The 23159-nt window shown below is 67.4% G+C and carries 21 protein-coding genes; 14 read left to right on the top strand and 7 right to left on the bottom strand.

Features of this window, described 5'->3' with window-relative positions; translation table 11 throughout:
* The first annotated feature begins 12 nt into the window (after positions 1-12).
* The 10 genes from J2X09_RS18180 to mdoH all read left to right on the top strand — a co-directional run bounded on the left by J2X09_RS18180 (position 13) and on the right by mdoH (position 12071).
* A complete protein-coding gene (locus J2X09_RS18180; RefSeq protein WP_204734579.1) occupies positions 13-645 on the top strand; it encodes a class I SAM-dependent methyltransferase in 633 nt (210 codons plus the stop codon).
* 72 nt (positions 646-717) lie between these two features.
* On the top strand, positions 718-2043 hold the full coding sequence (locus J2X09_RS18185; protein ID WP_204734580.1) for an aspartate aminotransferase family protein: 1326 nt from the start codon (positions 718-720) through the stop codon (positions 2041-2043).
* A 62-nt stretch (positions 2044-2105) separates the two neighbouring features.
* Positions 2106-2843 carry a TetR/AcrR family transcriptional regulator gene (locus J2X09_RS18190; protein WP_204734581.1) on the top strand — a complete coding sequence of 246 codons (738 nt, stop codon included), beginning with the start codon at positions 2106-2108 and terminating at the stop codon, positions 2841-2843.
* A gap of 85 nt (positions 2844-2928) precedes the next feature.
* On the top strand, positions 2929-3357 hold the full coding sequence (locus J2X09_RS18195; RefSeq protein WP_204734582.1) for a hypothetical protein: 429 nt from the start codon (positions 2929-2931) through the stop codon (positions 3355-3357).
* A 76-nt stretch (positions 3358-3433) separates the two neighbouring features.
* Positions 3434-4789, top strand: coding sequence for a tRNA (N6-isopentenyl adenosine(37)-C2)-methylthiotransferase MiaB (gene miaB, locus J2X09_RS18200; protein WP_204734583.1), 1356 nt, complete (start codon positions 3434-3436; stop codon positions 4787-4789).
* A gap of 7 nt (positions 4790-4796) precedes the next feature.
* On the top strand, positions 4797-6215 hold the full coding sequence (locus J2X09_RS18205; RefSeq protein WP_204734584.1) for a sensor histidine kinase: 1419 nt from the start codon (positions 4797-4799) through the stop codon (positions 6213-6215).
* Positions 6205-6891, top strand: coding sequence for a hypothetical protein (locus tag J2X09_RS18210; RefSeq protein ID WP_204734585.1), 687 nt, complete (start codon positions 6205-6207; stop codon positions 6889-6891). Before J2X09_RS18205 ends, J2X09_RS18210 begins: the two co-directional genes overlap by 11 nt.
* A 34-nt stretch (positions 6892-6925) precedes the next feature.
* On the top strand, positions 6926-8335 hold the full coding sequence (locus J2X09_RS18215) for a sigma 54-interacting transcriptional regulator (RefSeq protein ID WP_204734586.1): 1410 nt from the start codon (positions 6926-6928) through the stop codon (positions 8333-8335).
* A gap of 191 nt (positions 8336-8526) precedes the next feature.
* Positions 8527-10098 (top strand): glucan biosynthesis protein G, encoded by a 1572-nt coding sequence (locus J2X09_RS18220; RefSeq protein WP_204734587.1) that lies wholly within the window; start codon positions 8527-8529, stop codon positions 10096-10098.
* A complete protein-coding gene (mdoH, locus tag J2X09_RS18225) occupies positions 10071-12071 on the top strand; it encodes a glucans biosynthesis glucosyltransferase MdoH (RefSeq protein WP_204734588.1) in 2001 nt (666 codons plus the stop codon). The genes J2X09_RS18220 and mdoH overlap by 28 nt, the downstream gene beginning before the upstream one ends.
* A gap of 158 nt (positions 12072-12229) precedes the next feature.
* Here mdoH and J2X09_RS18230 read toward each other — a convergent pair whose 3' ends face one another.
* The 5 genes from J2X09_RS18230 to J2X09_RS18250 are packed head-to-tail and all read right to left on the bottom strand — an operon-like array spanning position 12230 to position 17231.
* Positions 12230-13120, bottom strand: a complete 891-nt coding sequence (locus J2X09_RS18230) for an EamA family transporter (protein WP_445352005.1) — start codon at positions 13118-13120, stop codon at positions 12230-12232.
* Between the two features lie 11 nt (positions 13121-13131).
* The gene (locus J2X09_RS18235; protein WP_204734590.1) at positions 13132-14142 is read right to left on the bottom strand and encodes an SDR family oxidoreductase; all 1011 of its coding nucleotides are present in this window, start codon (positions 14140-14142) and stop codon (positions 13132-13134) included.
* Complete coding sequence (locus J2X09_RS18240) at positions 14142-15065, bottom strand: bile acid:sodium symporter family protein (protein WP_204734591.1); 924 nt, start codon at positions 15063-15065, stop codon at positions 14142-14144. The genes J2X09_RS18235 and J2X09_RS18240 overlap by 1 nt, the downstream gene beginning before the upstream one ends.
* A 43-nt stretch (positions 15066-15108) precedes the next feature.
* Complete coding sequence (locus J2X09_RS18245) at positions 15109-16422, bottom strand: flavin-containing monooxygenase (protein ID WP_204734592.1); 1314 nt, start codon at positions 16420-16422, stop codon at positions 15109-15111.
* Entirely contained in the window at positions 16419-17231 is an 813-nt protein-coding gene (locus J2X09_RS18250; protein WP_204734593.1) for an SDR family oxidoreductase, read from the bottom strand. The genes J2X09_RS18245 and J2X09_RS18250 overlap by 4 nt, the downstream gene beginning before the upstream one ends.
* 89 nt (positions 17232-17320) lie before the next feature.
* Between J2X09_RS18250 and J2X09_RS18255 the strand changes: the two genes are divergently transcribed.
* Positions 17321-18082, top strand: coding sequence for an IclR family transcriptional regulator (locus J2X09_RS18255; RefSeq protein WP_204734594.1), 762 nt, complete (start codon positions 17321-17323; stop codon positions 18080-18082).
* Positions 18083-18091: 9 nt separating this feature from the next.
* Here the strand turns inward: J2X09_RS18255 and J2X09_RS18260 are convergent, their stop codons facing one another.
* Both J2X09_RS18260 and ffh read right to left on the bottom strand, forming a co-directional pair.
* On the bottom strand, positions 18092-18715 hold the full coding sequence (locus J2X09_RS18260; RefSeq protein ID WP_204734595.1) for a pyridoxamine 5'-phosphate oxidase family protein: 624 nt from the start codon (positions 18713-18715) through the stop codon (positions 18092-18094).
* Positions 18716-18729: 14 nt separating this feature from the next.
* Positions 18730-20103, bottom strand: a complete 1374-nt coding sequence (ffh, locus tag J2X09_RS18265; RefSeq protein WP_204734596.1) for a signal recognition particle protein — start codon at positions 20101-20103, stop codon at positions 18730-18732.
* Positions 20104-20269: 166 nt separating this feature from the next.
* On the opposite strand from ffh, the gene J2X09_RS18270 reads away from it, so the two are divergent.
* Genes J2X09_RS18270 through J2X09_RS18280 form a run of 3 tightly spaced genes read left to right on the top strand, consistent with a single transcriptional unit; the run spans position 20270 to position 23156 of the window.
* Positions 20270-21070, top strand: coding sequence for a cytochrome C assembly family protein (locus tag J2X09_RS18270; protein WP_204734597.1), 801 nt, complete (start codon positions 20270-20272; stop codon positions 21068-21070).
* A 10-nt stretch (positions 21071-21080) separates the two neighbouring features.
* The gene (locus tag J2X09_RS18275; RefSeq protein WP_204734598.1) at positions 21081-21329 is read left to right on the top strand and encodes a PP0621 family protein; all 249 of its coding nucleotides are present in this window, start codon (positions 21081-21083) and stop codon (positions 21327-21329) included.
* Positions 21330-21350: 21 nt separating this feature from the next.
* Complete coding sequence (locus J2X09_RS18280) at positions 21351-23156, top strand: sensor histidine kinase (RefSeq protein ID WP_204734599.1); 1806 nt, start codon at positions 21351-21353, stop codon at positions 23154-23156.
* The last annotated feature ends 3 nt before the right edge of the window (positions 23157-23159 follow it).

Below are 23159 nucleotides of genomic sequence, written 5' to 3' on the forward strand. Positions count from 1 at the left end.
CGGCCGCCTGCCATGCGCTGCCCCGTGTGCGAAGGCCAGGAGGGCCGGCCGTTCCAGGTCGTCGGGGAGCGCGCCTACGGCCGCTGTGAACGGTGCGAGGCCACCTTCCTTTTCCCGGACCAGCGGCCCTCGATCAAAGCCGAACGCGCCGAGTACGCGCTGCACCAGAACACCGACGACGACGACGGCTACCGATCGTTCCTGGCACGCCTCGCCACGCCACTGCTGCAGCGCCTGCGGCCGAGAAGCGATGGACTGGACTTCGGTTGCGGGCCCGGGCCGGTGCTGGCCGGCATGCTGCGCGAAGCAGGCCACACGGTCGCGCTGTACGACCCGTTCTTCCACCCGGATGGCGCGACGCTCGAGGCCACCTACGACTTCATCACCTGCACCGAGGTGGCCGAGCATTTCCACGACCCGGCCACCGAGTTCCGCCGACTGGACCGTCTGCTGCGGCCCGGTGGCTGGCTGGCGCTGATGACCCGCTTCCAGACCGACGACACGCGATTCGCCCAATGGCACTACCGGCGTGACCCCACCCACGTGGTCTTTTACCGGGAGGCCACACTGCGCTGGCTCGCCCGCCACCACGGCTGGCGGGCCGAAGTGCCCTGCCCGAATGTCGTTCTGATGTACAAGCCCTGAATTGATTTCCTGTACACCGTACAACGATTCCTGTACATTGGACAGCACCAGATCGACACCGGAGACCTGAGCATGAGCCAGTCCACCCTTTCCCGTGACGAGGCACTCGTCGATGCCGTTGCACAGGCCAGCAGCCAGTTTGCGCAACGCAACCCGGCCAGCCGTGCCCAGCACGAGCGCGCCCTGCAGGTGATGCCCGGTGGCAACACACGCAGCGTGCTGTTCTACGCCCCCTTTCCGCTGGCCATGCGCCGCGGCGAGGACTGTCGACTCTGGGATGCCGATGGCCATGAGTACACCGACTTCCTGGCCGAGTTCACCGCCGGCCTTTACGGCCACTCCCACCCAGTGATCCGCGCCGCCGTGCAGGCCGCGCTCGATGGCGGGATCAACCTCACTGGCCACAACCTGCTGGAGAGCCAGCTCGCGCGCCTCATCTGCGACCGCTTCCCCTCCATCGCCCAGCTGCGCTTCACCAACTCGGGCACCGAGGCCAACCTGATGGCGATCGCCGTGGCCAAGGCCTTCACGCAGCGTGGCAAGGTGCTGGTGTTCAAGGGCGCGTACCACGGTAGCGTGCTCACCTTCGCGGGGGGGCCTTCGCCCGTGAACGTGCCGCACGACTTCCTGATCGGCCGCTACAACGACGCGGCCGGCGCAATGTCGCTCATCCAGGCGAACGCGAACGATATCGCTGCCGTGCTGGTGGAACCGATGCAGGGCGCGGGCGGCTGCATTCCCGCCGAGACCGCGTTCCTCGAGGCATTGCGAAAGGCCACATCGGACACCGGTGCGCTGCTCATCTTCGACGAGGTGATGACCTCGCGCCTCGGGCCGCATGGACGCCAGGGTCAGCTTGGCATCACACCCGACCTCACCACGCTGGGCAAGTACATCGGCGGCGGCATGTCTTTCGGCGCCTTCGGCGGCCGGGCCGATGTGATGGCGCTGTTCGACCCGCGCCGTGCGGGCGGGCTGGCACACGCCGGCACCTTCAACAACAACGTGCTCACCATGTCGGCGGGCATCGCCGGCCTGCGCGACATCTACACCGCCGAGGCCGCGCTCGCCCTCAACACGCTGGGCGACAGCATGCGCAAGCGCCTGAACGCGGTGTGCCGTGCGCAGGGCGTGGCCCTGCAGTTCACCGGACTGGGTTCGCTCATGAACCTGCAGGCCACGGCACATCCGATCGCGCACATCGACGACACCACCGAAGGCGACCCGCGCATCCGCGACCTGTTCTTCTTCCACATGCTCGAGGCCGGCGTGTACGTGGCACGGCGCGGCTTCACCGTGCTCTCGCTGCCGATTCGCGCCTCGCACGTGGACAAGTACGTGCAGGCCTTCGAAGCCTTCGTGCAGCGCTACCGAGACCTGATCGGCACTGCCGCATGAGCGCAGCGCCGGGCCGTTCCCAAGCTAGCTCGCACCGCAGCCCGCAGGGCGAAGGTACCCCATTGAGCACCGCCGCGAAACGCCCCCGCGCGCGCAAAGCGGCTCCGTCGCCCGACGGCCTCACGCACGAGAAGATCGTGGCCGTGGCGCTGGCACTCATCGCGCAGAAGGGACTGGACGCGTTCAGCCTGCGCGACGTGGCGCGTTCGCTCGGTGTCTACCCCACCGCGCTGTACTGGTATTTCCCGAACAGGAATGCGCTGCTCGGCGAAGTCTGCACCACCACCATGGCACAGGCCATTCCGGCACGAGGCAGGCTGGGCTGGCAGGACTGGTTGCGCACCCTGTTCCGCCAGTACCGCAAGACCATGCGCAAGCACCCCCACATGGCCCAGCTGGTGGGCGCACGGTTGCTCTCGAACTCGGAGAACAACACCCAGCTCATCGAACGCATCCTGCAGGCGCTGGAAGACGCCGGCTGCCCGGATGCGCACATCGTCGCGGCCTACAACGCCATCGTGGCCGCCATGTGCGGCTACCCGACCATGGAGTTCGCGCCCGTGCCCACCGAGGACACCGAGGCCTGGCAAGCCGCCATGCAGGCGCGCGCGCACGAGATTTCGGCCCTGCGCTACCCGGCGGTGGCACGCCATTTGCCCGCGCTGGTCAATCGGTCCTTCATCCTGCGCTGGCAGAGCGGGCACGAACGGCCGCTGGATGCTGGCTTCGACGCCTACGTGGCCGCGTTCATCGGCGGCCTGCAACAACAGATCCACGGCTGGCGCACGTCGACAGGCTGAGCGCGTGCCATGGGCCGCGCGTGAGACAATCGCCCCTCGCGCGCGGGAGCGCCGCGCCCCACCCCACAGCCTCTGGACACATACCATGAACCGCTGCAGACCCGCCTTCGCGGCCACCCTCATCGGCCTGAGCACGATGCTCACAGCCGCCCTCGTCCCCATCCATTCGGCCCAGGCCCAAGCCGTACAGCGCAGCTTCCCCGCCAAGGCCCTGCGCGGCACCATGGTGGTGTCGCAGCCGCCCCTGCTGACCATGGACGACCGCGCCACGCGCTTCGCACCGGGTGCGCGCATCCTGGACAGCCAGAACAAGATCGTGATGTCCGCCACCCTGATCAACCAGGAAGTGGTGGTGAACTACACCCTCGACCAGCGCGGCCAGGTGCACCAGGTGTGGGTGCTGACAGAGGCCGAGGCGAAGGAAAAGCGCGCGGGCTATGGCACGCAGCGCAACTTTGTCTTCGAGTCGCAACAGGCTTCGCCCGCCGGTACGCCGGCACGCACCACCAACTGACCACTGCGGCGCCTGCAGCGGTATCGCCCGCGGCGCTCGCCCGCCGCGCAGCGCCGTTTCCCGATCGGAATTCCCCATGAGCAAAAAAGTCTTCATCAAAACCTTCGGCTGCCAGATGAATGAGTACGACTCGGACAAGATGGCCGATGTGCTGGGCGCCGCCCAGGGCTACGAGCCCACGCAGGACGTGGAGGAGGCCGACCTCATCCTGTTCAACACCTGCTCGGTGCGCGAGAAGGCACAGGAAAAGGTGTTCAGCGACCTCGGCCGCGTCAAGCACCTCAAGGAAAAGGGCGTGCTGATCGGCGTGGGCGGCTGCGTGGCCAGCCAGGAAGGCGCCGAGATCATCAAGCGCGCGCCCTATGTGGACGTGGTCTTCGGTCCGCAGACGCTGCACCGCCTGCCCGACATGCTGAACCAGCGCGCGCGGCTCGCCATGCCGCAGGTGGACATCAGCTTCCCCGAAATCGAGAAGTTCGACCACCTGCCGCCCGCCAAGGTGGAAGGCGCCTCGGCCTTCGTCTCCATCATGGAAGGTTGCTCGAAGTACTGCAGCTACTGCGTGGTGCCCTACACGCGCGGCGAGGAGGTGAGCCGTCCGTTCGACGACGTGCTGGTGGAAGTCGCCGGCCTGGCCGACCAGGGGGTGAAGGAAGTGACACTGCTCGGCCAGAACGTGAACGCCTACCGCGGTGCCATGGGAGACACCAGCGACATTGCCGATTTCGCGCTGCTGCTGGAATACGTGGCCGAGATCCCGGGCATCGAGCGCATCCGCTACACCACCAGCCACCCCAACGAATTCACGCCGCGCCTGATCGAAGCCTACGCCCGCATTCCCAAGCTGGTGAATCACCTGCACCTGCCGGTCCAGCACGGCAGCGACCGCATTCTCATGGCGATGAAGCGCGGCTACACGGCCATGGAGTTCAAGAGCACCGTGCGCAAGCTGCGCGCCATCCGGCCCGAGCTGTCCCTGAGCAGCGACTTCATCGTGGGATTCCCGGGCGAAACGGAGGACGACTTCCAGAAGATGATGAAGCTCATCCACGACGTGGGCTTCGATGCCAGCTTCAGCTTCATCTTCAGCCCACGCCCCGGCACCCCGGCGGCCAATCTGCCCGACGACACACCGCACGAGGTGAAGCTGCAGCGGCTGCAGCACCTGCAGGCCGTGATCGAGGACAACGTCAAGCGCATCAGCGCGAGCCGCGAGGGCACGGTGCAGCGCATCCTGGTGGAAGGCCACTCGCGCCGCCCGGGCAGGAATGGCGAGCCCGAGCTGATGGGCCGCACCGAGTGCAACCGCATCGTCAACTTCGAGGGCGGCCCGCAGGCCGCACGCCTGATCGGCCAGATGATCGACGTGCGCATCACCGAGGCGCGACCGCACTCGCTGCGCGCCGAAGTTCTGGTGCGCGAGGCCGCCTGACACCACCGTGAAAGCCTTGCGTTTCTCCTTCCAGCAATTGCTGCTGGTCGCCTTCGTGCTGATCGGGGCGTTGCTGGGTGTCGCTGCGGTGCGCGCGCTGTTCTCGCTGGAGACGCTGATGGCCCAGAGCCGCGAAAGCGCAGCGCAGGCGATCGCGCTGTCGACCGCCGCGCAATCGCTGTCCGAACGCAGCCTGACGATGGAGCGTGCCGCGCGCCAGTCGCTGGTGCTGCGCGACAACCAGCTGCGCCAACGTTTCAACGAAGCCGCCGGCAACGCGCGCGACATCCTTCGTCGGCTGGAAGACAACGAACTGCCGGCGGACTACGCCATCAACTGGCGCGACCGCCTCGATGCGATCACCCGGCTGCTGGACGGTCCACCCGAGACGGCCCTCGACCGCGAGCGCGAGGTGGCGGCGGTGTTCCGGGAAATCGACGGCCACAGCGCGTCGATCGCGCAGAAGGTCCAGTCCATCATCACCGGGCGCAACGAGGCGCTGCAGGCGCGTTTCGAGACCAGCCGTCAGGAACTCACGCAGCAGGTGGTCGGCTCGATCGGCATCGCGGCCATCCTCGCGCTGGCGTTCGGCATCTGGCTGGCGCGGCCGTTCAAGCGGCTGGAAAGGGCGATCCAGGGGCTGGGCGAAAACCGCCTCGACGTGCCCATCGACATCCATGGCCCGTCGGACGTGCGGCGTGTGAGCCAGCAGCTGGAGTGGCTTCGTCTGCGCCTGACCGAACTGGATGCCGACAAGGCGCGTTTCCTGCGCCATGTCTCCCACGAACTCAAGACGCCGCTGGCCTCGTTGCACGAAGGCGTGGCGGTGCTGGGCGACGGCGTGGCCGGCCCGCTCAACACCAGCCAGGCCGAGGTGGTTCACATCCTTCAGCACAACACCCAGTTGCTGCAGCACCAGATCGAAGCCTTGCTGCGCTTCAACGCCGCCGCTTTCGAGGCGCGCCAGCTCAAGCGCGAGCGCACCGACCTGATGGCGCTGCTGGAAGACCAGGTGGACATCCAGCGCCTGCAATGGCAGGCGCAGGCGCTGTCGGTGCGTGTTGAAGGTGTGCCGGTGACCATGCCACTGGACCGCGAGAAGATTGCCTCGGCGGTGGGCAACCTGCTGTCCAACGCCATCCGCTTCTCCCCCCACGGTGGCCACATCCGGCTTCTGCTGCTGGACCTGCCCGGACGCGCCTGCATCGACATCCTCGACCAGGGCCCTGGCGTGGCGGAAGCCGACCGCGAACGCATTTTTGAACCCTTCTACCGTGGCGAGCGGCAACCGGTGGGTGCCGTGCGCGGCACCGGCATCGGCCTGTCCATCGTGCACGAGTACATTCTGGCCCATGGTGGCCGCATCACCCTGCTGCCCCAGCGCCAGGGTGCCCACTTCCGGATCGAACTGCCCCATGCCAACTAGTCCTTCCCCCACCCGCCACACCGGGCGCCTTGCCGGTCTGGTCACAGCTCTCGCCCTCTCGCAGGCAGCCTGTGGAACGGCGCCCACCGCGCCCGAACCTGCCGACGGCGGTACCGTGTCCATCCGGGTCAGCCCGCCCGCCCCGACCACGGCCCCGACCGCCCCTGCACCCGCGACCGTGACACCGCTGACGGCTGCGCCGTCGCAACCGCCTGTGGTGCTCAACGCGGAGACGCCGGCGGCGCCCGACGTGATCACCGCGCTGCTGAGCTACGCCGACCGCCTGCACGCCCTCAGTCCGGCCGACCTCGCCGCCGAAATCGTGGTGCAGGGTGACCCCGGCAACGTGGCGCTGCGCCAGATGCAGCTGGCCCTTGCGCTGATGCACCTTCGCCAGCCGGCGGAGACCGCCCGCGCGCTGGGCCTCCTGCAGCGGGTGATTGCCCACCCTGGCCCGGAGAGCGTGCCCCTCAAACCCCTGGCACGCCTGCTGGCCAACCGCCTGATGGACCAGCGCCGTCTGGAGGACGGTGCCGAACGCCAGGCGCAGCAATTGCGCGACAGCCAGCGTCGCATCGACCAGCTCAATGAGCGCCTGGAAGCCATGCGTGCGATCGAACGCAGCCTCACCACCCGACCGCCTGCCGCACCCAACGGTGCGCGCCCTGCGCCATGAGCGGCGCACCGAACGGCGGCCCGGAGGCGGCCGGATGAACGCACAACCCGTGCTCAGCCCGACGCCGCGCGCGCGCCTGCTGGTCGTCGACGACGACGCCGACATGCTGCGCCTGCTGGCCATGCGCCTGGGGGCGGCGGGCTACCAGGTCACCTCGGTCGGGTCGGCCGAGGCCGCCCTCGCCCAGCTCGACATCGAGCGGCCACAACTGGTGCTGTCCGACGTGCGCCTGCCCGGGCGGGACGGGCTGGCGCTGTTCGACGAGATCCGCGCGCGCCACCCCTCGCTGCCGGTGATCCTGCTCACGGCGCACGGCACCATCCCGGATGCGGTGGAAGCCACCGCACGCGGCGTGTTCACCTACCTCACCAAGCCCTACGACGCCAAGGAATTGCTCGAGAAGATCGCGCAGGCGCTGGCGCTGGGCGCACCCGCGTTGCAGAACACGCAGATCGACGAAGCCTGGCGCAACGAGATCGTCAGCCGCTCCAACCGCATGGCCGACCTGCTGGCCGAAGCGCGCATGGTGGCCCAGTCCGACGCCAGCGTGCTGTTGCGTGGCGATTCGGGCACCGGCAAGGAGCTGCTGGCGCGCGCCATCCACAAGGCCAGTGCGCGCGCGAACCGGCCCTTCATCGCGGTGAATTGCGGTGCGATACCGGAAGCGCTGCTCGAATCCGAGCTCTTCGGCCATGTGAAGGGCGCTTTCACGGACGCGGTGGCCAACCACAAGGGCCTGTTCCAGGCGGCCGATGGCGGCACGCTCCTGCTGGACGAGATCGGTGACATGCCGCCGGCCCTGCAGGTGAAGCTGTTGCGCGTGCTGCAGGAACGCGCCGTGCGCCCGCTGGGCTCCAGCCAGTCGCTGCCGGTGGATGTGCGCATCATCTCGGCCACACACCGCGACCTCGAAGACGCCATGGCGGCGGCCCAGTTCCGCGAGGACCTGTACTACCGCCTCAACGTGGTCACGCTCACCCTGCCCACGCTGGCCGAGCGCCGCGAGGACATCGCCCTGCTGGCCAACCACTTCCTGGCCCGGCTCGCGGCCAAGTACGGCAAGCGCAGTTCCGGCTTCGCGCCCGAGGCGCTCAAGGCACTCACCATGGCCGCGTGGCCCGGCAACGTGCGCCAGCTGTACAACGTGGTCGAACAGGTCTGCGCGCTGTCGACCACGCCACTGGTTTCGCTGGCGCTGGTGCAGCGCGCGCTGCGCACGCCCTCCGTGGAGGTGCTCAGCTTCGCCGACGCCAAGCAGCGCTTCGAGCGCGAGTACCTGGTGGACCTGCTCAAGATGACCGACGGCAACGTGGCCGATGCCGCCCGCCTGGCACAGCGCAACCGCACCGAGTTCTACCGGCTTCTGCAGAAACACGCCCTGACGCCGGGGCTCTTCAAAAGCGATGCCCCCGGGGGTTCCAGCGACGCTGTCGCCGATGAGTGACAGCGAAAATTCGTTGTTTTCATTGGATTTTTTCTGAACCTGGTTCGGGGCTGTCGCCATCTGGCGACAAAAACAGGGGGTCAGAGCCCCCCCGCAGGCGGTTTTGCGCCGCATACACATCTCGATACCACTCAAGATGTTGATCTGTATAGGTTTTTTTGTGTTGGCACAGGGTTTGCCCTTATATGCCCATGCCTCACACGATTCGACCGTTTCCCACCCTTCAGCGCCTGCGTCGCTGGACCGTGCTCGGCGCGCTGCTGGCCTCGTTCTGCGGGGCGTCGGCCCACGCACAACGCTTTGACTGGGACCAGCTGACCCGGCTCGCGCAGACCCGCGCCCAACAACCGTATCAAGCAAACAGCGACAAGCTGCCCGGCGAACTCGCCACCATCACGTACGACCAGTTGCGCGACATCCGGTTCAAGACCGACCGCTCCGTCTGGCGTGCACAGAACCTGCCTTTCGAGGCCCAGTTCTTCCACCTCGGCCTGTACCAGACCGAGCCGGTGCGCATTCACGAACTCATGCCCGACGGCACGGTGAACCACCTGCCCTACCGGGGAGCCGATTTCGACTACGGCAAGAACACTTTCGACGCCAGCAAGTGGGGCGACCTGGGCCACGCCGGTTTCCGCCTGCACTACCCGCTCAACGGCCAGGCCTACAAGGACGAACTGGTCGTGTTCCAGGGCGCAAGCTATTTCCGCGCGCTCGGTGCCGGCCAGCAATACGGCCTGTCGGCACGTGGCCTGGCCATCGACACCGTGGGTGGCAACGGCGAGGAGTTCCCGCGCTTCTCCGAGTTCTGGCTGCAACGCCCGGCCGCTGGTGCGACGGAAGTCACCGTGCTCGCGCTGCTCGAATCGCCGCGCGCCACCGGCGCCTACCGTTTCGTGATCCGACCCGGCCAGCAGACCACCACCACGGTGAACGCGCGCGTGTTCCTGCGCGCTGGTGCCGGCCCGGTCAACACCCTGGGCATCGCCCCACTCACCAGCATGTTCCTCTCTGGTGAGAACCAGCCCATGCCGGGCGACTTCCGTCCGGAAGTGCACGATTCCGACGGCCTGATGATGGTCAGCGGCGAGGGCGAATGGCTCTGGCGTCCGTTGCAGCGTCCGAAGGGCATCCAGGTCAGCTCCTTCACGATGCAGAACCCGCGCGGTTTCGGGCTGATGCAGCGCGACCGCAGCTTCGCGAACTACGAAGACGTCGAAGCGCGTTACGAGCGCCGCCCCAGCGCCTGGGTCAAGCCGTTGGGCGACTGGGGCCCGGGCCGCGTTGAGCTGGTGCAACTGCCCACCCCCGACGAGACACACGACAACATCGTCGCCTACTGGGTTCCTGCCCGTCTGCCCGCCGCCGGCCAGCCGCTGGAATTGAGCTACGAGCTGGCCTGGCAGGGCGACGTGCAGCAGCGCCCACCGTCGAGCTGGGTCACCCAGACCCGCAAGGGCTACGGATTCACCCGCCTCTCGCCCGCCGAGCAGGCGCGCCAGCCGCAGTACGTGATCGATTTCGCCGGCCCTGCGCTGGATGCACTGCCCGCCGACGCGCCGGTCAAGGCCGTCGTCACTGCCAATGCCAACGGCCGGGTGCTCGAAACCCTTGCCTATCCCAACCCCGCCACGCGCGCCTGGCGCGTGACCGTGCGCGTCGAACGCGTGGACGCGACGCAGCCTGTCGAGCTGCGCGCTTATCTGCAACACCACAACGACACCGTGAGTGAAACATGGACACATCTGCTGTTACCCGAGTGAACGCCGTGCCCCAGGCTCCCCGAGCCCTGCTGCGCGAAGAGCGCCACCCCAACGCGGTGACGGCGCCCCCGATCAACCGCGGTTCCATGGTGCCGCGCCCCTGGCGCGGCTTCTGGAACAGCATCGGCACCGCGCTGTTGAGCACGGCCAGCCGCGTGCTGCCCCCGCGCACGCCCTCCGAGGCCGAAGGCCCCGCCGAACCGCCGATGGCCTGGGAGAGCGCTGCCAACCGCCGCCGTCTGGTGTTTGCCCTGCTCACGGTGCTCAGCACGGCCTTTGCGACCACGCTGTTCGCCAACGCGCAACCCGAGCACCACAATGTCTGGCTGCAATACGGCCAGCTCGGTCTTTTTGGCCTGCTCTCGGCCTGGGTCGTCACCGGCTTCGTCACCGCCCTCATGGGTTTCTGGGTCTCGCTCTTCGGTGACCGGCACACGCTGCGTGCCGCCGATGTGCGCGACCACGCGATGAACCCCGAGGCGCGCACGGCGATCATCATGCCGATCTGCAACGAGGACGTGGCCACCGTGTTCGCCGGCCTGCGCGCCACCTGCGAATCGCTCGCTGCCACCGGCCACGCGGGCCAGTTCGATGTGTTCGTGCTGTCCGACAGCTACAACCCCGAGATCGCCAGGGCCGAGCGTGCCGCCTGGGAAGACCTGCGCGCCGCGCTGGCCGCCCAGCCGGATCTGCCGCCCATCGAGGTCTACTACCGCCTGCGCACCCGCCGCACGCACCGCAAGGCCGGCAACGTGGCCGACTTCTGCCGCCGCTGGGGCAAGGACTACCGCTACATGGTCGTGCTCGACGCCGACAGCGTCATGAGCGGCAACTGCCTGGTCTCCATGGTCAAGCTCATGGAAGCCAACCCCAGGGCCGGCATCATCCAGACCGCCACGCAGGCCATCGGCCACGCCACCCTGCACGCCCGCGCGCAGCAGTTCGGCTCGCGCGTGACCGGCCGCCTGTTCACGCTGGGCATGCAGTTCTGGCAACTGGGCGAATCGCACTACTGGGGCCACAACGCGATCATCCGCGTCGAGCCTTTCATGAAGCACTGCGCGCTGGCACCCATCAAGGGCACAGGTGGCATGTCGGGCGGCATCATGTCGCACGACTTCGTGGAAGCGGCCCTGATGCGCCGCGCCGGCTACCACGTGTGGCTGGTCTCGGACCTCACCGGCAGCTACGAGCAGCAGCCACCGGACCTGCTGAGCGAACTGCAGCGCGACCGCCGCTGGTGCCAGGGCAACCTGCAGAACTCGCGCCTGATGGCCGAGCCCGGCATCCACCGCGTGCACCGCACGATGTTTGCCATCGGCGCCATGTCCTACCTCTCGGCACCGTTGTGGCTGGCCTTCCTGTCGATTGGCACGGCCCTGTGGGCCGCCGATTCCAGCGCGATCCCGAGCTGGGCGGCCGTGCCCGAGGAACTTCGCGCACTCTGGATGTGGACGCTGACGATGCTGTTCATGCCTCGCGTGCTGGGTCTGCTGGCGGTGTTCATGCGGCGCGAGCAGAAGTCGTTCGGCGGTACGCTGGGCCTGCTCGGCAGTTCGGTGGTGGAAACCTTGCTCGCGCTGACGCAAGCGCCGATCCGCATGCTGGCGCACTCGCTGTTCGTGCTGGTGGCGATCACCGGCCTGAAGCTGGAATGGAAGTCGCCGCCCCGGGAAGCGAATGGCGTGGCCTGGCGCGATGCCGTGGCCCGTCTGGCGCCAATGACGATCGTGATCGGTCTGCTGGGTCTGGGTGTGGCCATGATCAATGCGAACGCGCTGATCTGGCTGGCACCTGTCGCCCTGCCATTGCTGCTGGCGGTGCCGCTGACCGTGGCCACCAGCCACGTGGACCTGGGTGCCTGGATGCGTTCGCGGGGCGTGCTGCTGATTCCCGAGGAGTCGTGGTCGCCTGCCGTGCTGCGCCGTGCGTGGCGGCATGCCAGCCGGTTCTCCTTGCCCCAGGCTGCCTGAGTTTCTTGCTGAGCTCCCGGTTTCGCCCCACTGTTGTGGGCGAGGTCGGGTGGTCCGGTCAATCCAGGCGCCGGCTCGTCGCGGGTGTCTGCCCGGGTTCTCCGCCAGCCCTGTGTCAACAACAGGATTTGTGCACTGCCACTGGTTTGACGCGAGGTCTACCCCTTGCGTCCCCTGAAAAGCCCACCCAGCTGATTCACCACCAACCCCAGCAGCACGAGCCCCGTGCCCAGCCACTGCTGCAGCAAGGGCAGTTCGTCGAAGAACATCCACGCCGCCCACAAGCCCACCACCGGCACCAGCAAGGAAAACGGCGTCACGCGCCCAGCGGGATGGCGCTTCAGCAACTGCGTCCACAGGCTGTAGGCCAGCAGCGTTGCCAGCCACGCCAGGAACAGCACCGCCAGCGCGGCGGGCCAGCGCATCCCCGCGAGTTGCGCCACCACGGCCTGCGGCCCGTCCATCCACAGGGCCAGTGCGACGAAGGGCAGCACCGGAAACAGGCTGCTCCACACGATAAAGGGAAACGGGTCGTAGTCGCCCAGTCGGCTGGCCAGACGCGCCACCAGATTGGAGATGGCCCACATGAAAGCAGCGCCCAGCGTCAGCACGAAACCGGCCAGCGTCATCTGCCCCGGGCCCTCGCCGTGCGCGGTGGCGATCAGCACCAGCCCACCCAGTGCCACCGCCAGGCCCAGGCCCTGTGAAAAGCGCGCACGTTCACCGAGCACCGGCACAGCGAGCAACAGGGTGAAGAACGCCTGCGTCTGCATCACGACCGACGCCATCCCTGCGGTCATGCCCATCTGCAGTCCCAGGAACAGGAAGCCGAACTGACCCAGGCCCTGTGCCAGACCATAGGCCACCACGTAGCGCAGCGGCAGGTTCGGGAACCGCACGAACAACAGGAACGGCAACGCGGCCGCGGCGAACCGCAGCGCGCCCAGCAACATCGGCCCCACGCCTTGCAGGCCCACCTTCATCACCACGAAATTCAGGCCCCAGATCACGACCACCGCGAGCGCACGCAGCAGATCGCCGCGCGACAGCGGCACGGTGCTCACCGCGAAACCTTCACCGGCCGCCCCTGGGCCTCGCGCGCCGCGACGAAGGCATCGAAGGCCTGCGCGCTGGTCTTGTGCGGCCGATAGCCGAAGCGTTCCTTCAGCGCGGTGTTCAGCAGCACAGGCCGGTAGCGCAGGAAATCGAGTTGCTCCGGCCCGTAGCGGCTCACACCCAGGGCCGTGCCCACGCGCAGCGCCAGGCGCAACAGGCCTGCAGGCAGGACGAGCGCGCGCTTGCCCAGCCGTTCGGCGATCTGGTGGATGGTGAGCGCGCCATCGCCCGCCAGGTTGTAGCAACCCGGCACGGCGCGACCACTCAGCGCGTGCAGGATCGCGCCGGTCACGTCTTCGTCCCACACGAACACGAAGGGGCTGTCGCTGCCCGCGATCGCGATCGGCCTCGGTTTCTCGAACAGTGCGGTGATCTGGTTGTCCACCCGGTCGCCCAGGATGGTGCCGATGCGCAGCACGGTCTGGTGCAACCCGGGGTGTTGCGCCCGTGTCTCGGCCAGCATCTCCTCCACCAGGCGCTTGTGGTGCGCATAGGCGAACACCTCGTTGCCGCGCAGCGGGTGTTCTTCGGTCAGCCACGCCGGGTTGTCGGCGTGGTAGCCGTAGGCCGCGCCGCTGCTGGACACCACCAGATGCGCGACACCGTGCCGCAGGCAGGCGTCGATCACGTTGCGCGTGCCACCCACATCCACCGAATGTTCGAACGCGCGGCTCGACCCTTTGCCGGGCGTGACGATGGAGGCGAGGTGGACCACGGCGTCGATGCCGTGCGCATCCACCGTGTCGGCCAGCACGCGGTCGCGCACATCCTCCGTCACATACGCTACGCGGGGCAGGCGCTGGTTCGGCGGCACCTCACGCACGTCCACAGCCACCAGATGTTCGATGTGTGGCTGGCGCGACAGCGCCTCGATCACCCCACGGCCCAGAAAACCGTCGGCTCCCGTGACCAGCACGCGCCGTGCGGCTGGCGCCTGTCCTGTCGCTGTGTTCATCACTTCCCCGTATCCGGCACGCCACCTTCCAATGGCCGTTTGGCCCACCAGCCCGCCAGCAGCAGGCCGGCGATGATGTCCCAGAAACCCCAGACGCCGGCCACCACCGCCATGCCACCCAGGCCACCGAAGAAGCTGAAGATGATGACCAGCCCGAGACCCGCGTTGCGGATGCCGACCTCGATGGACAAGGCACGACGGTCGTAGTCGGGCAGGCCGACGGCGCGTGCGATGGCATAGCCGGTGCCGAAGGCCAGCGCGTCGTGGATCACCACGGCCAGCAGCACCAAGCCGACGTAGTCGAGGAAGTAGCGCCAGTTGCCCGCGATCGCCCCGACGATGAAGGCGATCAGCGCGACAAAGCTCAGGATGCGCACCGGCTTCTTGAAGCGCGTCGTCCAGGCCGGAAAGCGGTGCGCGCACCCGATGCCGAGTACAAAGGGAACGCCGATGATGAGCAGGATATGGACGAGCATCTCCAGCGGGTCCAGCGCGATCGTCTTGAGCAGCGGCGCGGCCGTCGGATGGATGCCACCCCAGAACGCGAAGTTCAGCGGCATGGCCACGATGGCAATGGCATTGGACACCGCCGTCATCGACACGCTGAGCGCCACATTGCCATTGGCGCGGTGCGTGAGGATGTTGCTCACGTTGCCTGGCGGGCAGCAGGCCACCAGGATCATGCCCAGCGCGATGCTGGGGCCCGGCTGCAGCAGCAACGTGAGCACGTAGGTGATGGCCGGCAGCGCGATGAACTGCGCGACGATGCCGACAGTGAATGCCAGTGGCATGCGCATGACACGGCGGAAATCTTCCAGCTTCGTGTCCAGCGCGATGCCGAACATGAGAAAGGCCAGCACCGCGTTGAGCACCGCCAGCGAAGCGGGGTTGAAGTTCAGCCGGATTTCGTCCACGGGCAGCATCGGTGTCTCCTTCTCGTTGTGGTCTCGGGTCGCCTCGATGGCTTCAGGTCAACGCCTCGGCCGCCTGGCGCACTGCGTCGCGGTACACGTCCTTGTTCACGTAGTAGGCCATGCGTTCGAGCTGCAGGTACTTGTAGCCCCCCGAGAGGTCTGGAGCGGGGCCAGCCTTCGCCGCACGGAACGCGGCAGCACTGGCCTTGCCATCGTCAAGCCCCTTGAAGTAGCGTGCCACCAACTCGGCCTGTTCATAGCGGCCCTGCCAGCCCAGACCACTGGCCTCGACCATGCCCAGCACAGCGAGGCGGTCGAAGCGTGGCGCGAAGATGTTCAGGTAGAGACGCGGCGCCATGCCCTGCCAGTTGAGCAGCGCATGATCGAGAAACGGGTAGTGCAGCTTGTAGCCAGTGGCTGCGAGCACGAGGTCGTAATCGCGGTGGCTGCCGTCCTTGAAATGCACGGTATGGCCATCGAAGCGCGCGATGTCGGCGCGCACGCCCACGTCGCCATGGCCGATGTGGTACAGGATGAGCGAGTTCACCACCGGATGCGATTCGTACATCCTGTACGTGGGCTTCGGAAAACCGAAGCGCACCGGGTCGCCGGTGAACCACTTCAGGATGGTGCTGTCGATCTTCTGCTTGAGCCAGGGCGGTAGCCGCAGCTTGCCGCCAATGGAGTCGGCCGGCTTGCCAAACACGTACTTGGGCACGAAGTAGTAGCCACGGCGCACCGAGATGTCCACACTGCGCGCCTGGTGCACCGCGTCGACCGCGATGTCGCAACCCGAGTTGCCCGCTCCCACGATCAGCACCCGCTTGCCCCGGAACTGGTCGGCATGCTTGTAGGCCGAGGTGTGCAGCAGCTCGCCAGTGAACTCACCCTCGAAGGCCGGCATGTTGGGCTCCGCCAGCGTGCCATTGGCCACCACCACGCCCTTGTACTCCGCGGTGTGCCGCTCGCCGCTGGCATCTTCGGTGGTCAGACGCCACAAGGTATCGGGTGCGTCGCTCATCGGCACCGCCTTCAGCACGCGGGTGCCGAAGCGGTAGTGCTCGCGCAGCCTGAAATGGTCGGCGAAGGCGCTGAAGTAATCGAGCAACTCGCGGTGGCTTGGGTAGTCGGCCACCCAGTCGGGCATGGGAAATTCGCTGAACTCCGTCATACGCTTGCTGGAGATCAGGTGCGCCGACTGGTAAACCGTCGAACGCGGGTTGTGGATGTTCCACAGACCGCCCACGTCGGTGTGAGCCTCGAAACCCTGGAAGGGAATGCCGTGCTTCTGCAGGCAGCGCGCGCCGGCCAGGCCCGAGGGCCCGGCACCGATGAGGGCAATCTGTTGTTCGGTCGGTGTCGTCATTTTTTCAGGCCCGGGATGTCGGTGGCACCGGGTTCGCCGGCACGGGGTTTGCGCGGCTGGCCGAGCAGGATGCGGTCGTGCAGACGCGCGGGCAACAGGCTGAGCGCTCGCGAGAGCCAGCCGATGCGCCGGGGCAGCACGATGTGTTCGGTGCCGCCGGCCACGCCGGCCAGCAGCCGGCGCGCGGCTTCGTCGGGTTCGAGCAGACCCGGCATGGCGAAACGGTTGCCCGCGGTGAGCGCGGTGCGCAGGTAACCCGGGCTGACGGTGTGTACGGTGATCGCGGTCGGGCGCAATTCCGCTCGCAGGCTCTGCAGGTAGGCGATCAGGCCGGCCTTGCTCGCGCAGTACGCGCCATTGCCCGGCATGCCGCGCCAACCCGCCACGCTGGCCACGCCCACCAGCGCGCCACGCCGCCCACCGGCGCGCATCGGCGCCATGAAGGGTTGGAAAGTGGTGGCCACCCCGAGCAGGTTGATTTCGAGCATGCGGCGCATCACGGCAAGGTCGCCGGCCTGCGCGGTGTCGAAACCGCCGGCCACCCCCGCGTTCGCGATCACCAGATCCGGTGCGCCAGCGCGGCCCAGCCAGTCCGCCGCCATCGCCTGCATCGCGCCTGCGTCAGACACGTCCGGCTGGTAGATGGCGCAGCGCTCCGGCGCCAACGCGGCCAGCGCCTCCAGCGCGGGCCGCTGCAAGCCGACCAGTGCCACGCGCGCGCCACCGGCGATGAGTTCACGCGCCAACGCCTGGCCCAGGCCACCGCAAGCCCCGGTCACCACCGCGTTGTGAAAGCTCGGTGTCGTCACCGCCCATCTCCTCGAAGTTGTGCCCGCAATGTAGGGGCCCCTAGAATTCGTCTCGAAATAATTTCATGATTCATCTCATTTTTCGAGACATGAGCACCGAAACAGACAGCAGTCCCGGCTTGCGGTTGATGGAACTGCTGGAGCGGATCACCCGCACCGACCAGCCGCTGGCGCTGCCCGACATGGTGACACTGACGGGCTGGCCCAAGCCCACCGTGCATCGCATGCTCTCACAACTGGAGCACGGAGGCTGGCTGGTGCGAGAACCCGACGGCCGGCGGTACGCGATGGCATCGCGCCTGCTGCGTCTGGCCGAAGCCGCCCTGAGCAACAGCACACAGCAGGGTGTGCGACATGCTGTGCTGCGGCAGCTGGTGGCCGAGGTGGGCGAGAGCTGCAACCTGACGGCGCTGTCGGGCGCGGAGGTGGTCTACCTCGACCGCGTGGAGTCGGCCTTTCCGCTGCGGCTGGAACTGCGGCCCGGCACACGCGTGCCGGCGCATTGTTCGGCCAGCGGCAAACTCTTCCTGGCGTGGATGAGCGCACGCCAGCGGCGCGCCGTGCTGGATGGCCTCACGCTCACACGCTACACCGCCAGCACGCTGACGCAGCGTGAAGCGCTGGACGCCCAACTGGACGCCATCCGCCGTGATGGACATGCGGTGGACGCCGAGGAATTCGTCGAAGGCCTGGTGTGCGTGGCGGTGCCGGTGTTCGCACCGGGCCAGCGCACCGTGCGCTGCGCGCTGGCGCTTCAGGCCCCCGCCGCGCGCATGTCATTGGCCCAGGCGCGGTTGCAGTTGCCCCGTCTGGAGGCGGCCGCGCAGGCGCTGGCCCGCACCCTGGGTTGACGCCGTCGCTCAGTAGAGCGTGTTGCGCTGGCGTTCAGGCAGGGCGCTGTCGTAGGCGACCCCGTCGATGGCATCGTTCGTCAACGCCGCCAGCATCGCGCCGGCGGTGGGCACGGCAGCCGGTTCTTGCACGTCCCACAGGCGTGAACGCTTCATGGCGCGCGCACACTGGAAGAACACCGTCTCCACGGTGATGACAATCACGCAGCGCGGTGGCTTGCCTTCCATGGCCAGCCTTTGCAGCAGGTCCGGCTCGACCGAGATGAGCGCACGACCGTTCACGCGCACGGTCTCCCCCACACCTGGCACGAAGAACAGCAAGGCCACGCGGGGATCGGCCAGAATGTTCTTCAGGCTGTCGATGCGGTTGTTGCCCGCGCGCTCGGGCAGCAGCAAGGTGTGCTCGTCCTGGATCGTGACAAGACCCGGCGGGTCGCCACGCGGAGAGGCGTCCAGGCCGTCGGACCCCACCGTGGCCAGCACCGCGAAGGGGGAAGCTTCGATCCAGCGCTGGTAGACCGGGTGAAGGCGCGAGGTTTCCTTGCGCAGCGAGGCTTCGCCCACCGGGCCGAACAGGGCCTGGAGCGAGTCGAGGTCGCTGATGGTGTGGGGATCGGCGGGTGCGGTGCCCATGTATTCGAATCCTGTCAACGGCCCATGCCGGGCAGCTTGGGCATGCCTTTCATGCCCCCCATGCGCTTCATCATCTTCATCATGCCGCCGCCTTTCATCTTCTTCATCATGTCCTGCATCTGCTCGAACTCCTTGAGCAGGCGGTTGACCTCCTGCACCTGCACACCCGCGCCTGCGGCGATGCGGCGCTTGCGCGTGGCCTTGATGATCTCGGGCTTGCGGCGTTCGCTGAGCGTCATGCTGCAGATGATTCCTTCCTTGCGCTTGATGTCCTTCTCGGCGCGGCTCATGTCCACCTCGCCGGCCTTCGCAGCCATGGCCGCAGGCAGCTTGTCCATCAGGCTGGAAAGCCCCCCCATCTGCTTCATCTGACGGAGCTGGTCCAGGAAGTCGTTGAGATCGAACCCTTGCCCGCTCTTCACCTTGGCGGCGAGCTTCTGTGCCGCCGCCATGTCCACGCCCGCGGTGACCTGCTCGACCAGCGCGAGAATGTCGCCCATGCCGAGCACGCGCTGGGCATGGCGATCGGCATCGAACACCTCCAGACCGTCGATCTTCTCGGACACACCGGCGAACTTGATCGGCGCGCCGGTGATCTGGCGCACCGAGAGCGCTGCGCCGCCGCGCGAGTCGCCATCGAGCTTGGTGAGCACGATGCCGGTCAGGGGCAGCGCATCCTTGAATGCCTTGGCGGTGTTGATCGCGTCCTGGCCCTGCATCGCGTCCACCACGAACAGCGTCTCCACCGGCTTGAGCACGGCGTGCAGTTCCTGGATCTCGCGCATCAGCGCCTCATCGATCGCCAGGCGGCCTGCCGTGTCCACCAGCAACACGTCGAAATAGTGCTTGCGCGCGTGGTCGATCGCGGCGCGCGCAATGTCCACCGGCTTCTGGTCCGGCGTGCTGGGAAACCATTCGGCCCCGGCTTGTGCGGTCACAGTCTTCAACTGCTCGATGGCAGCCGGGCGGTAGACGTCGCCAGAAACGGTCAGCACCTTCTTCTTGCGCTTCTCGATCAGGTGTTTGGCCAGCTTGGCGGTGGTCGTGGTCTTGCCGGCGCCCTGCAGGCCCGCCATCAGGATCACGGCCGGCGGTTGCGCCGCCAGGTTGATGTCGGCCACGCCCTCGCCCATGGTCGCGGCGAGCTCGCGATGGACGATGGCCACCAGCGCCTGCCCGGGCGTGAGCGAGCCCACCACTTCCTGGCCCAGTGCCTTCTCCTTCACGCGTGCGATGAAGTCGCGCACCACCGGCAGCGCGACGTCCGCCTCGAGCAGGGCCATGCGCACCTCGCGCAGCATGTCGGTGACATTGCTCTCGGTGATGCGGGCCTGGCCGCGCATTTCCTTGACGATGCGTGAGAGACGGTCTGAAAGGGCTGATGCCATGCTGCGCTCGGGTAGGGAGGAAAAGAACGGAAACCCGCGCCGGACGGGCCGTCGGGCGGCGATACAGGCCGGCGGGCCGGTGTGGTCGGGCCAGACAAGGCCGTTAAACTGTGCGGATGATTTTAGCTGCGCCCTTCCCTTTCACGCTTGGCGCGCTGCCCCGGTGATGAGCCTGCTGCCCGCACTCGCGTCCAACCTTCCCGTCACCGTGTTCTCCGGTGGTGCGGCACTCGCCTACGCGCTGCTCGCCTGGGCCCACCCGCGCATGTCGGCCCCGCAGAGCCGCGGCCTGCTCGGTCTGGCCTGGGCGCTGCACCTGCTGGTGCTGGTGCTGGGCCTGTTCGAGCAACCGGCACGCTTTGGTTTCGCACCGGCGTTGTCCGTCACGGGCTGGCTCGTGCTCACCGTCTACCTCATCGAAAGCCGCCTGTATCCACAGATGCGTGCGCGCTGGACGCTGGCCGTTCTGGGCATGGCCGTCGTGCTGCTGGCCCTGGTGTTTCCCGGTACACCCTATCCCGCCCTGCACTCCGCCTTGATGCCACTGCATTGGGCGTTGGGCATCGCGTCCTACGGCCTGATCGCGGCGGCCGTGGTGCACGCCTGGCTGATGCAGCGCGCCGAAAAAGCCATCCGGCTGGGCAACGCGAGCGAATCCTCCATGCCGCTGCTCACACTGGAACGCCTCACCTTCCGCTTCGTCGCGGCCGGCTTCGCGCTGCTCAGCGCAACGCTGCTGGCGGGCTGGTTCTTTTCCGAAACCCTCAACCACCGCTGGGTCTGGGACCACAAGACCACATTCTCGCTGCTGTCCTGGCTCACCATGGGCGTGCTGCTCTGGGGTCGGTGGCGCCTGGGCTGGCGAGGCCGTGTCGCCGTGCGCACGCTCTATGTGGCCGCGGGCTTCCTGCTGCTGGGCTACGCCGGCTCCCGGTTCGTGCTGGAAGTGCTGTTGCACCGCGCCTGATGCATCGACCATGAAATACCTGATCGTCCTGGCCGTGGTGATGGTGGCCTTCTACATCTGGCGCAACAACCGCGTGAGCGACCGCGCCGACGCCGCCCGCCGCGCCCCCCCCACGCCCGGGCGCCCCAAGCTGCCCACGGTCATGGTGGCCTGCCCGCACTGCGGCACACACCTGCCCGAGAACGAAGCCGTGCAAGGCCGGCAGGGCGCGTATTGCAGCGTCGAGCACCGCCGGCTTCGCGAAGGCGGCGCGGTATGACCCTGATCCATCAGGACTGACATGGCCCGGGACGTCAGCTCTCAGTTCTCCCCGTCCTGGTACTCCGCATTCGAGGGCACCCACACGCAGAGCCGTGAGCAGCGCATGCGCGCGTTCTCGCGCTTGTGGAGCGCCTTCATGCGCGCCCGCGTGTTCATTGCCGCCGTGCTGCTCTCGCTGCAGGTATTCACGCTGGTCACCCAGTCCGCCGGCCCGCAATGGCTGGTGGTGGTGTGCTCAGCTCACCTGTGCGCTGCCCTGGTGATGATGTATTTCTGGCGACCGGTGGAACACCGCCACCCCATGCACATCCAGTGGGTGTTGACCATCGGGGTGGATGTGCTGGTGTTTGCGCTGCTGCAGTCCTTCCAGATCAGCAACATCAACTACACCGCACTCTTCGCCTTGCCCGTGCTGCTGGCGGCCATCCTGGGCTCCCTCACGCTGGGCATGGCAACCGCCGCGAGCGTCACCCTGTATCTGCTGGGCGAAGCCGGCTTGAGCGCCCTCTGGACGAGCGACCTCTCCACCGCCCGCTTTCTGCAAGCGGGTCTGACCGGTACCGGTTTCTTCCTGGTGGCAGTGCTGGCCCACCAGTTGGCGATCCGCCTGGCGAGAGAAGAAGCGCTGGCTGCCAGCAGCCAGGCCGCAGCGCGCGCGCAGGCGCAGGTGAACGTGCTGGTGATCGAGAGCCTCACGGTGGGCGTGCTGGTGGTGGATCCGCACGGCGTGGTGCGCAGCGCCAATCCCGCCGCGCAGTCCATGCTGCTCGGCCAGGTCTCGCCCCAGGCCGCGAAGCTGCTGCTCTCCGCGCGTTCGAGCTGGCAGCATCTGGCTCATCTCGTGAACGAGACTTTCGCCCGGGGTGAAGCACTCGAAACAGAAACCACCATCGACGACGAGAATCGGCCCAGCCAACGCCTGCATGCACGCACCCGGTTGACCGCCCAGAGCGGTCGCAGCGCAGGCCTGTGCGTGCTGTTCCTGGAAGACCTGCGCGAGGTCGAAGCGCGCGTGCGCACCGAGAAGCTCGCATCCATGGGACGCATGTCCGCCGCCGTGGCGCATGAAATCCGGAACCCTCTGTCGGCCATCACGCAGGCGAATGCCCTGCTTGATGAAGAAGTGCAGGCGCCAGCACAGAAGCGCCTCACCCGCATGATCGAGCAGAACGCGCAGCGGCTTTCGCGCATCGTCGACGACATCCTCAACGTGGCACGCGCACAGCCCAACCAGGACACCACCACGGCGCCCGCTCTGCCGCTGGACCAGACGGTGCGACAGGTCGCACTGGAATGGGTGAGGCAGAGCCGCGCGGATCGCATTCTTGGCGTGCACGTCCATGCGCCGGCTGCCCATGTGGGTTTCGACCCGGAGCACCTGCGCCGCCTGCTCATCAACCTGCTGGACAACGCCCTGCGCCACGCCAGCGGCAAACCTTCCTCGATCCGATTGATCACGCAACCCAGCGGCAATGACCATATCCGCCTGTCGGTCTGGAGCGACGGGCAGGCGCTGGAGGCCAGCGTGATGCGCCACCTGTTCGAACCCTTCTTCTCTTCCGAAAGCCGCTCCAGTGGCCTGGGACTCTACATCTGCCGTGAGCTGTGCGAGCGCTATGGCGCCCAGATTGCCTACAGGCGCACCCGGCTGGACCAGCAGGAGGGCAACGAGTTCTATGCGCTGATTCCGGCTGCCGGTCCGGCCCCGGCGCGAGAGCCCACGCAGCAGAGCCTCTCGTACCCGGCCGGCGATTCCATCGCCACACGTGCCGAACCCCACAGCCGCCCCATGACAACCGGAGGCGCGTCCCTGGGGGCCCGCTGAATT

Origin of the sequence: Hydrogenophaga laconesensis (assembly GCF_031457235.1) — a bacterium.
Lineage (GTDB): Bacteria > Pseudomonadota > Gammaproteobacteria > Burkholderiales > Burkholderiaceae_C > Hydrogenophaga > Hydrogenophaga laconesensis.

What these genes read in the sequence shown, in the direction of transcription:
- J2X09_RS18180 (WP_204734579.1), top strand. Translation starts at nt 13, where the DNA reads ATGCGCTGCCCCGTGTGCGAAGGCCAGGAGGGCCGGCCGTTCCAGGTC.
- J2X09_RS18185 (WP_204734580.1), top strand. Translation starts at nt 718, where the DNA reads ATGAGCCAGTCCACCCTTTCCCGTGACGAGGCACTCGTCGATGCCGTT.
- J2X09_RS18195 (WP_204734582.1), top strand. Translation starts at nt 2,929, where the DNA reads ATGAACCGCTGCAGACCCGCCTTCGCGGCCACCCTCATCGGCCTGAGC.
- miaB (WP_204734583.1), top strand. Translation starts at nt 3,434, where the DNA reads ATGAGCAAAAAAGTCTTCATCAAAACCTTCGGCTGCCAGATGAATGAG.
- J2X09_RS18210 (WP_204734585.1), top strand. Translation starts at nt 6,205, where the DNA reads ATGCCAACTAGTCCTTCCCCCACCCGCCACACCGGGCGCCTTGCCGGT.
- J2X09_RS18215 (WP_204734586.1), top strand. Translation starts at nt 6,926, where the DNA reads ATGAACGCACAACCCGTGCTCAGCCCGACGCCGCGCGCGCGCCTGCTG.
- J2X09_RS18220 (WP_204734587.1), top strand. Translation starts at nt 8,527, where the DNA reads ATGCCTCACACGATTCGACCGTTTCCCACCCTTCAGCGCCTGCGTCGC.
- mdoH (WP_204734588.1), top strand. Translation starts at nt 10,071, where the DNA reads ATGGACACATCTGCTGTTACCCGAGTGAACGCCGTGCCCCAGGCTCCC.
- J2X09_RS18235 (WP_204734590.1), bottom strand. Translation starts at nt 14,142, where the DNA reads ATGAACACAGCGACAGGACAGGCGCCAGCCGCACGGCGCGTGCTGGTC.
- J2X09_RS18240 (WP_204734591.1), bottom strand. Translation starts at nt 15,065, where the DNA reads ATGCTGCCCGTGGACGAAATCCGGCTGAACTTCAACCCCGCTTCGCTG.
- J2X09_RS18245 (WP_204734592.1), bottom strand. Translation starts at nt 16,422, where the DNA reads ATGACGACACCGACCGAACAACAGATTGCCCTCATCGGTGCCGGGCCC.
- J2X09_RS18255 (WP_204734594.1), top strand. Translation starts at nt 17,321, where the DNA reads ATGAGCACCGAAACAGACAGCAGTCCCGGCTTGCGGTTGATGGAACTG.
- J2X09_RS18260 (WP_204734595.1), bottom strand. Translation starts at nt 18,715, where the DNA reads ATGGGCACCGCACCCGCCGATCCCCACACCATCAGCGACCTCGACTCG.
- ffh (WP_204734596.1), bottom strand. Translation starts at nt 20,103, where the DNA reads ATGGCATCAGCCCTTTCAGACCGTCTCTCACGCATCGTCAAGGAAATG.
- J2X09_RS18270 (WP_204734597.1), top strand. Translation starts at nt 20,270, where the DNA reads ATGAGCCTGCTGCCCGCACTCGCGTCCAACCTTCCCGTCACCGTGTTC.
- J2X09_RS18275 (WP_204734598.1), top strand. Translation starts at nt 21,081, where the DNA reads ATGAAATACCTGATCGTCCTGGCCGTGGTGATGGTGGCCTTCTACATC.
- J2X09_RS18280 (WP_204734599.1), top strand. Translation starts at nt 21,351, where the DNA reads ATGGCCCGGGACGTCAGCTCTCAGTTCTCCCCGTCCTGGTACTCCGCA.